The organism is Mesorhizobium sp. M4B.F.Ca.ET.017.02.2.1 (assembly GCF_003998955.1).
GTDB classification, from domain to species: domain Bacteria; phylum Pseudomonadota; class Alphaproteobacteria; order Rhizobiales; family Rhizobiaceae; genus Mesorhizobium; species Mesorhizobium abyssinicae.
Window position 1 is genome coordinate 1 of the sequence record NZ_RZOF01000197.1, and the last position, 9,277, is coordinate 9,277.

Sequence of the window (9,277 nt, forward strand, 5' to 3'; positions counted from 1 at the left end):
GATGGCGACACCACCGACCTGCAGGCGCGGGTGGTGCTGCGCTGGAACCTCTATCGCGGCGGCATCGACAAGGCCAACGAGCAGGAGCAGATCCGCCGCACCAGCGAGCAGCGCCTTGCCCTGCATCAGGTCCTGCGCGAGATCGAGGAAGCGGTCCGCCCCTCCTGGGACCGCCGCTTCCGGCAAGCCGATCTGGCGAAGACCCTGAAGCAGCAGGCCGCCGCCAACGAAAGGCTGGTCGGGTCCTATCGCGAGCAGTTCAAGGTAGGCCAGAGATCGCTGCTCGACGTGCTCGATGCGCAGAACACGCGCTTCAACACGGCGACGCTGGCGGACACAGCGTCCTATGCCTCGCTTTTCGCCCAGTACCGGCTGCTGGCGGCGACAGGTGAGCTGCTGAAGACGATGAACATCCAGCCGGCGAAGCAGTCGACGGCCTATGCCCGAACCGAGTTCGGCGTGCCGGAAACCGCCGATACCGAAACCTATGCGCGGACCCCGTCGGAGCAGAAGAACGATCTGCCGTTCGACATCCTCGCGCCGGTGAGGAAGAAGCAGCCGATGTAACATCGATCGCTGGTCCTTCGGGGCGGATCGTGAATCAGCAGCCCAATATCCTGTCGCCCAAGGAGGCTTTCAAGGCCTGCTTCTCGGCGATTGCGGCGTATCTCGGCAGGCCGAGCGCGGAAACCGTGCTGTTTGCCGGGGTTCCGATCGCGGAGTCGCGCATCGAGGTCGGCGATATCAGGCATCTTGCCGAACGCATCGGCCTGGAGGTCAGCGAGTTCAACCATCGCGACTTCATGCGTGGACGCATCGACCTGCCGGCGATCGTGTTTCGCGTCAGCCAGTTGCCGGTCGCGCTGCTGGCGGAAATCGACAGCGGCGACTATCTCACCGCGCCGCAGGAAAACGGACGCACCACGATCAGCAAGTCCGAGCTGGCCGAAAGCTACATCAGCGGCGGCGCGTCGTTCTCGATCACCTATGCCAACACCACCGAGGCGATGAAGGTCGGCTCGGCGGCGAAGATCGAAAGGCGGCACTGGCTTACCGGAACCATGGGCGCGTTCTGGCGCACCTATTCGAAGGTCGTGCTGTCGGCGGTCTTCATCAACGTGCTGGCCATCGCCTCTCCGATCTTCACCATGAACGTCTACGACAGGATCCTGCCGAACAAGGCCGTCGCGACGCTCTGGGTGCTGGCGCTCGGCATCGCCGCCGTCATCCTGTTCGACCTGCTTTTGAAGACGGCGCGCGCCTCGCTGATCGACTATGCCGGGCGCAAGGCGGACCTGAGGATATCCTATCTTTTGTTCGAGAAGGTGCTGAACTCCTCGCTGTCGGCGCGTCCCGGTTCAACCGGCGAATACGCAAACCGCGTCACCCAGTATGAATTCGTGCGCGAGTTCTTCACCTCCAACACCATCAGCGTCTTCATCGACACCGTCTTCGTCTTCGTCTTCCTGCTGGTCATCTACGCCATCGGCGGCTGGCTGGTGATCATCCCGGCGCTGGCCTTCGTGATCTCCGTCATCGTCGGCCTGGTGACGCAGCGCCGGATCGGCAAGCGCGTCGCCGCCTCGATGAACGAGGCCGCGCAGCGCCAGGCGCTGCTGGTCGAGTCCATTTCGACGCTGGAGACGATCAAGTCGCTGCGCGCCGAGGCCTATCTGCTGCGCAAATGGGGCGAGCATTCGAAGAACGCCGCCAACACCTCGGAGAAGATCAAGCAGCTTTCGGCCGCCGCCGGCAACATCACCGGCTCCATCCAGCAGCTGGTGACCGTCGCCCTGGTCGTGGCCGGCGCCTATGCCTTCTCCGAGGGCTATGTCTCGACGGGCGCGATCATCGGCACGGTCATGCTGGCGAGCCGGGCGGTGGCGCCGCTCGGCCAGATCGCCATCACGCTCTCCCGATTCCGCCAGGCCATGCTGTCGCTCCGGATCATCAACTCGATCATGGCGCAGCCGGAGGACCGGCCGGATACGGTGGGCTTCGTCAACCGCCCGATCCGCAGCGGCGCGATGATGTTCAAGAATGTCGGCTTCGTCTATCCCGGCTCCGATACCGAGGTTCTGAGCGGGCTGAATATCTCGATCAAGCCGGGCGAGCGGGTCGGCATTATCGGCCGCATCGGTTCGGGCAAGACGACGATGGGACGCCTGATCGGCCGGCTTTTCCTGCCGACCTCGGGAGAGCTGCTCGTCGACGGCATCGACATTCGCCAATACCACCCCTCGGAGGTGCGCGCCGCGGTCGGGATCGTCGCCCAGGCCGGCGACCTGTTTTCGGGCACCATCAAGGAAAACCTTCTGATGGCGGCGCCGGAGGCGAGCGACGAGGAGATCATCGAGGCCGCCAAGGCCGCCGGCGTCGACGAATTCGTTTCCCGTCATCCGCGCGGCTACGACATGAATGTCGGCGAGCGCGGCACCAATCTGTCGGGCGGCCAGAGGCAAGCGGTGGCGATCGCGCGCCTGCTGCTGACCAAGCCGAAGATCGTCTTTCTCGACGAACCGTCGGGGTCGATGGACCTTGCCTCGGAACGGCAGCTGATCAAGCAGCTCAAAGTGGCTTTCGAGCGGAATACGACACTGATCGTGTCGACCCACCGCTTCAGCATGCTGGAGCTCGCCGACCGCCTCATTGTCATCGACCAGGGCAAGATCGTCGCCGACGGGTCGAAGGAACAAGTCATCCAGGCGCTGCAGAAGTCGAGCGCCTGATTGGGACTGGGTAGATGCTTGCAAGAGAAGATCGTCCGCCGTTTTTCGCGTCGGCATCGATATACATCATAGCGGCGCTGTTCGTCGCTTTCGTCGGCTGGGCCTCGTTCGCCGAAGTCGACGAGATCGCGCGCGGCGACGGCAAGGTCATACCCGCCTCCAAGACCCAGATCATCCAGGCCAGCGAGGCCGGCGTGGTCCAGGAGATCGCCGTCAAGATCGGCCAGGTCGTCAAGAAGAACGACCTCATCATTCGCCTCGACAATACGATGAACACCTCCAGCCTTGGCGAACAGCAGGCCAAGGCGCGCGCGCTGCAGGCACGCATCGCCAGGCTCAAATACGAGCAGGGCGGCAACATTTCGGGTCCCTTCCCGTGCCCGGCCGATATCCAGTCGGTCGCCCCGGAAATCTGCGACAATGAGCAGAAGCTGCTCGTCGCCCGGCGCGGCAATTTCGACAACAAGCTGTCGGTGCTCAAGTCCCGCCTCGAACAGCGCGAGAAGGAACTGGACGAGGCGACCGCCAATTTCGACCGCCTGTCGAAAAACCTGGTCGTCAGCGACCAGGAGGCGAAGCTGGTCGAATCCATGGTCAAGAAGGGCCTGATGGCCAAGACCGAGCAGCTCCGCGTCGAGCGCGAGCAGACCGAGCTCAACGGCCAGCTCAATCTCGCCGGCGAGACCATCAAGAAGGCCAAGGCGGCGATCACCGAAGCGCAGCTGCAGGTGGACGAGCTCGGCCTGCAGCTTCAGCAGGAAGCTCTGGACGACCTCACCCAGGCACTGGCCGATCTTTCAGTCGTCGAAGAAACCATTCGCGGCGCCACCGACAAGGTGGCGCGCACCGATATCCGCTCGCCGGTGGACGGCATCGTCAACACGCTGGACCTGAACACCGTCGGCGCCTTCGTCCAGCCGGGCGCGGTGGTGGCCGGCATCGTGCCGACCTCGGAAACCCTGCTGGTCGAAGCCCGGGTCTCGCCGCGCGACGTCGCCTTCATCCGGCCCGACCAGGAAGCGCTGATCAAGGTCACGGCCTACGACTTCTCGATCTTCGGCGGCATAGAGGGAAAGGTCTCGAACATCACCGCCGACAGCCTGGTCGATCAGAAGACCGGCGAACCCTACTACCAGGTGCGGGTCGCGACGGAGAAGTCGACGCTGCAAAGGGACGGCAAGGCCTATTCGATCATCCCCGGCATGATCTGCTCGGTCGACATCAAGACCGGGCGCAAGACGATCCTGACCTATCTCTTGAAGCCGATCAACAAGGCGCGCGAGGAGGCTATGAGTGAGCGATAGCATCATACCTGCCGTCCCCCACCAGGGCGAGCGGCTGCTCCTGCCGCTGACGGCCGAGGATTTCGGGCCGGAATTCCGCGTCGTGGCGCGCGGCGGCGTGCGCCGCGGCATCCGCCTCGAGCGCGCCTTCTGGGTGACGCTCAAGCAAATGGCCGAAAGCCGCAAATGCACCATCGGCATGCTGGTCGACGAGATCGCCCATGCCGAACAAGGCAACCTGACATCGGCGATCAGGGTTGCCTGCATGCGCGGAATGGCTGACGAAACCCTGAGCCTGCGCAAGCTCGCCTCGATCAGGACGATCACCGCCATACTGGTCGCCTGCCCGTCGCCGGCCTTCGCGCTGTCCTCGTCGAAGAAGATCCTGACCTTCAACGCGCCGTTCCAGCAACTGGTCAAGCGCCAGCTGCCGACGGCGCCGAACGACGATGCGCGGCATGACCTGAAGCTGGCACTCGACCTCAACGTGGCCGATATCTTCGCCAGGCTCGAGGCGAATGGCGAGACGCCGGTCAACACCGGCTTCGTCATCGGCGTCGGCGAGCGGCGCTACCGGGGCCAGCTCAACGTGGTGCGCGCGCCGGTGGCGGAGCCGGAATTGCTGATGGCTTTCGTCTTCAACGGCTGACCGCCTGAGCAGACTGCTCAGCGCGGGCCCATGCGGGCCGGGGCTGAGTCCCTGGATACCATCGCCGGCTCCAGGCCCTCGCCGGGGGCAACGGTGGCAAAGCCGCCCTTGATGTCGGCCATCTCGGCGCCGCCGGTCCTTGAGCCATGGATCCAGGCCCGGTCCATGCTGAAGGAATAGAGCGGGACATAATCGGGCAGGTCGCTGTCGCGCCTGACGGCGTTGCCCAGACTGTCGAGGATGAAGGCGCCGCTGGCAGTGCTCACCGATAGCACGGCGTGGAAGAATTTCCGCTTGCGGTCCTGGAGGACGACCAGCGACATGCTCTGCGCCGGAATGCCCGCCTCGAGCAGCGCCGTCATCTTGAGAATGGCAAAATCCTCGCAATCGCCGGCCCGGCGCTCGAGGATTTCCGAGGGCTTCGCCCAATAGTCCATCTTGCCGTAGACGACACTGTCCTTGCGGTAGGCGATCAGGCGGTTGATGCTGGTGTTGACGAAGGCCAGCCTGTCGCTGAACCCCTTTGCCTTGGCGGCATCGACGATCGCGGCAAAGGCGGCGTTCTTGCGCTCGCAGCCGGTGTCGGCCGCACAGCCGACGATCGCCTTGTAGACGGGCGCCCAGCGCGCCGCGACCGGAAAGTTGCGCATCGACAGGGCGACCGAGCCGAACACACCCGGAATGATCGCGGCCGTCTGTATCGGGTCGATGCCGGCATCGGCTTGCGCCGCCGACGAGGCCGCCGAGCGGTCGACCTCGGCGAAGCTGTAGGCGGCGGAGATCATTTCGATCCGGTATGACGCGGCGGGCTGCCAGGGCTGGTATCTGGCCAGCGAAACACCGCCCAGGCTGAGCGGCGCCCGGAGCCCTTCGAGCGGCGCGGCGGGCGAGGCCGAATCACCCGGCATGGCGCTCGCCGATGCCGGCAGCGGCAGGCTGGAGAGCCCCATTGCCAGCAGGAGAATCTTGAGCCCGGCGTTCCCCAGGACGATCTTTTGTGTTTTCATGACGCCCACCTTTGACTGTGGACGCTATCAATCCCGTCTCAAATTATTGGAAATGAAGGTGGATAAATTTAGCGAAATCTGTTTTAGCTACTTTATCTAAAATTTTATTCTTATTTATACTTATATTTATGAAACCCCGCCGCCCGTCGCCGACCAAGCTGGCTCCAGAAGACGGCATGCATATCAGGTTATACCTCGAAGGTTTACCATGCGTAAAAAATACAAAAGTCCGTATATTCGCGTATATGAAGCAGATTGAGAGACGGTTGCAAAGACAAGGTCGTCCCTGTCTCTTTCCGGGAAATACCGGAGGGGTTTCAAGCCATGACGACCAATATCGATTTGGACAACGTTTCAGGTTCCTTTGACGCACATGGAGCATCCAGCGAACATGCCGGACTGACACCGGCGCAGGAGATCCAGGTCGCGCAGGCAGCCTCGACGGGGCAGGCCGCGCCGGCGGATCCGGTGCCGGTCGACGTCGGCAGCGGCGCACCGGTGCAGCCCGAAGCGCCGGCGGCCAAGCCGCCCGCAGCAGGCGCGGCAGCGGCAAACGCACCGGCGGGCGCGGCGCATGACTATGTGGCCGATGCCGGCAACGTCGTCAGGCTTCCGGCCAATGTCTCGATCGACAACATCAAGGTCGATGGCCACAACCTCGTGCTCGTGCAGCCCGACGGGTCGCAGATCGTCATCAAGGACGGCGCCCTCAACGTGCCGACCTTCATCCTCGGCGATGTCGAGGTGCCGCGCGTCGCCCTGATCGCGGCGCTGGAAGCAAGCCATGTCGACGTCGCCTTCGGCGCCGACGGCTCGATGTCGGCCGGATCCGGGAATGGTTCGCCGAACAGCGCGGGCGGAAACTTCTCCGTTCCCCCCGGCGGCATCGGCGACGGCTTCGGCCTGTCGGCTCTGCTGCCGCCGACGGCCCTGCAGTTCGGCCAGCTCGAGCGGCGCGAACTCTTCCCCAATGTCGTGGACAGAGGCGTTTCGGTGGTGGCGGTGTCGCTGCTCACCCCCGACGAGGCAGCCAGCGAAACCGGCATTAACGGCGGTCCGTCGCAGTCGCCCGGCAGCGACGCGCCGAGCAACGCCGAAACGTCGAGCATCGGCACGATCACCGTCGACGCGCCTGACGGAATCGGGTCGATCGTCATCAACGGCGTCACGGTCAGTGGCGTCGGGCAGCAGATCCAGGGTCAGTTCGGCTACATCACGATCGTGTCCTTCAACCCGGTCACCGGTGCCATCGAATACAATTACACGGTGACCGAGTCGGTCACCCATCCCGATCACACCAACGCATACGATCCCAACGATACGGTTCCGGACAATTTCAGCATCACCGTCACGGATGTCGACGGCGATACGGCCAGCACCACCTTTGCCGTCGCGATCATCGACGACGTGCCGACGGCGGTCGCCGACACCGACAGCATCGCGGCCGGCCAGTTCGGTCCGGCGACCGGCAATGTGCTCACCGGCGGAACCGACGCCGCCGACACCAACACGACGGACGGCGTTGCCGACGTCCAGGGCGCCGATGGCGCGACGGTTGTGGGCGTCGCCAAGGGCACGACCAATGCCGATCTGGACAACACGGGCACGCTCAATACGCCGATCCAGGGCGAATACGGCAAGCTGACGCTGCACGCCGACGGCTCCTACACCTATGTGCGCGACGCCGGCACGCCCGGCGGCGTCAACGACGTCTTCACCTACACGATCAAGGACGGCGACGGCGACACCTCGCACACGACGCTGACGATCTCGATCGGCAACTCGACGCCGGAGATCTCCAATCTGACGCCGGAGGCCAATGGCGGCGACGTGATCGTCAATGAAGCGGCGCTGAACGTCGGCACGCCGGGCGGTCCCGGATCCGATCCGGCAAGCGCGGCTGAGACGGGCGCGGGCACCTTCAACATCAATTCGCCCGACGGCATCGCCTCGCTGGCGATCGACGGCCACGCCTTCATCACCAACGGCACCTTCACCGGCGGCTCGTTCACGACCGCGCTCGGCAACACGCTGACGGTGACCGGCTACAACGCCGGCACCGGCGTGGTCAGCTATACCTACACGCTCAACGACAACGAGGCGCATGCCACCGGGCAGAGCACCAACAGCCTGTTCGAGAACTTCACGGTCACGCTGACCGACATGGACGGCCAGAGCACCAATGGCACGCTCTCCGCCAACATCGTCGACGACGTGCCATCGGCCTATGCCAACACCAACAGCGTCTCGGAAGGCGCGCAGGTCTCGGGCAATGTGCTGAGCGACGGAACACCTGACGTGCTCGGCGCCGACGGCGCGGCGCCCGGCGGCGCGGTGACCGGCGTGGCCACCGGCTCGAACGTCTCCAACCCGGTGAGCGGCAATCTCGGCGGCGCCGGGATCGCGGGCCAGTACGGCACGCTGGTGCTCAACGCCAACGGCACCTACACCTACACGGCCAATCCCAACGCGGTGACCACCAACGCGGTCGACCACTTCGTCTACACCATCACCGATGGCGACGGCGACACCTCGACGGTGACGCTGGACATCACCGTCAACAACGTCACGGTGACCGCCTCCGACACCGACGCGCTGGTCTATGAGAAGGGCCTGCCGGCGGGCAGCGACGCGGCCGGCAACAGCGAGATATTCAACGGCGCCATCACGCCGGCCGGCGGCACGGGGCCCTATACCTATACGCTCAACTCATCGGCCACCGGCAGCTACGGCAACCTGGTGCTCAATGCAGACGGCACCTACACCTACACGCTGACCCATACCTATGACGGCGCGACCCTCAACAACGGCATCACCCCCGAACAGGACAAGGACAGCTTCACCTATACGGTGACCGACGCACACGGCAACACAACCACCGGCACCATCCTGGTCGACATCGTCGACGACGTGCCGACGGCCTATGCCAACACCAACAGCGTCTCGGAAGGCGCGCAGGTCTCGGGCAATGTGCTGAGCGACGGAACGCCTGACGTGCTCGGCGCCGACGGCGCGGCGCCCGGCGGCGCGGTGACCGGCGTGGCCACCGGCTCGAACGTCTCCAACCCGGTGAGCGGCAATCTCGGCGGCGCCGGGATCGCGGGCCAGTACGGCACGCTGGTGCTCAACGCCAACGGCACCTACACCTACACGGCCAATCCCAACGCGGTGACCACCAACGCGGTCGACCACTTCGTCTACACCATCACCGATGGCGACGGCGACACCTCGACGGTGACGCTGGACATCACCGTCAACAACGTCACGGTGACCGCCTCCGACACCGACGCGCTGGTCTATGAGAAGGGCCTGCCGGCGGGCAGCGACGCGGCCGGCAACAGCGAGATATTCAACGGCGCCATCACGCCGGCCGGCGGCACGGGGCCCTATACCTATACGCTCAACTCATCGGCCACCGGCAGCTACGGCAACCTGGTGCTCAATGCAGACGGCACCTACACCTACACGCTGACCCATACCTATGACGGCGCGACCCTCAACAACGGCATCACCACCGAACAGGACAAGGACAGCTTCACCTATACGGTGACCGACGCACACGGCAACACAACCACCGGCACCATCCTGGTCGACATCGTCGACGACGTG

At 64.4% G+C, this 9,277-nt stretch carries 6 protein-coding genes; 5 read left to right on the forward strand and 1 reads right to left on the reverse strand.

Annotation, left to right across the window (positions count from 1 at the left end):
* The 4 genes from EN738_RS21520 to EN738_RS21535 all read left to right on the forward strand — a co-directional run.
* The coding region (locus EN738_RS21520; protein ID WP_189605914.1) for a TolC family protein at nucleotides 1–567 on the forward strand (567 nt) is incomplete at its 5' end.
* Nucleotides 568–596: 29 nt separating this feature from the next.
* The gene (locus EN738_RS21525) at nucleotides 597–2,729 is read left to right on the forward strand and encodes a type I secretion system permease/ATPase (RefSeq protein ID WP_127285476.1); all 2,133 of its coding nucleotides are present in this window, start codon (nucleotides 597–599) and stop codon (nucleotides 2,727–2,729) included.
* A 14-nt stretch (nucleotides 2,730–2,743) separates the two neighbouring features.
* Entirely contained in the window at nucleotides 2,744–4,033 is a 1,290-nt protein-coding gene (locus EN738_RS21530; protein WP_127285477.1) for an HlyD family type I secretion periplasmic adaptor subunit, read from the forward strand.
* Nucleotides 4,023–4,661, forward strand: coding sequence for a ribbon-helix-helix domain-containing protein (locus EN738_RS21535; protein WP_245494600.1), 639 nt, complete (start codon nucleotides 4,023–4,025; stop codon nucleotides 4,659–4,661). The genes EN738_RS21530 and EN738_RS21535 overlap by 11 nt, the downstream gene beginning before the upstream one ends.
* Nucleotides 4,662–4,678: 17 nt before the next feature.
* Here EN738_RS21535 and EN738_RS21540 read toward each other — a convergent pair whose 3' ends face one another.
* Nucleotides 4,679–5,668: a transglutaminase-like cysteine peptidase gene (locus EN738_RS21540; protein ID WP_127285478.1), complete on the reverse strand. Its 990-nt coding sequence runs from the start codon at nucleotides 5,666–5,668 to the stop codon at nucleotides 4,679–4,681.
* A gap of 324 nt (nucleotides 5,669–5,992) precedes the next feature.
* Here EN738_RS21540 and EN738_RS21545 point away from each other — a divergent pair.
* On the forward strand, nucleotides 5,993–9,277 hold a 3,285-nt coding region (locus EN738_RS21545; protein WP_210214086.1), incomplete at its 3' end, for an Ig-like domain-containing protein.